Raw genomic sequence first — 385 nt, 5'->3', positions numbered from 1 at the left:
CTCGACTGTCCTTGCGGATCTGGCTTTTGCTGGATCGTGAGAGACGAGACGCTGATCTGTTGGATCTCCTTTTGAGCTCACCGGACCTTTCGCTGTGAAGCGATTGCGTTCGATGTGAGGCTCCGTCTGAGATTTATACGTGATCAGCTGAGATCATTCTCTTTAACGTGAGAGTTTGATCCTGGCTCAGAGCGAACGCTGGCGGCAGGCTTAACACATGCAAGTCGAGCGGGCACTTTCGGGTGTCAGCGGCGGACGGGTGAGTAACGCGTGGGAACGTGCCTTCTGGTTCGGAATAACTCAGGGAAACTTGAGCTAATACCGGATACGCCCTTTTGGGGAAAGGTTTACTGCCGGAAGATCGGCCCGCGTCTGATTAGCTAGT

The 385-nt window shown here is 53.8% G+C and carries 1 rRNA gene; it reads left to right on the top strand.

Going from position 1 to position 385, the window contains the following annotated elements:
• Window positions 1–163: 163 nt before the first annotated feature.
• Window positions 164–385 (top strand): 16S ribosomal RNA (locus MKK52_RS00005); the annotation flags it as partial.

Source organism: Methylobacterium sp. J-067, assembly GCF_022829465.1.
GTDB lineage: Bacteria > Pseudomonadota > Alphaproteobacteria > Rhizobiales > Beijerinckiaceae > Methylobacterium > Methylobacterium litchii.
This window is presented reverse-complemented; position numbering and strand designations above follow the sequence as displayed.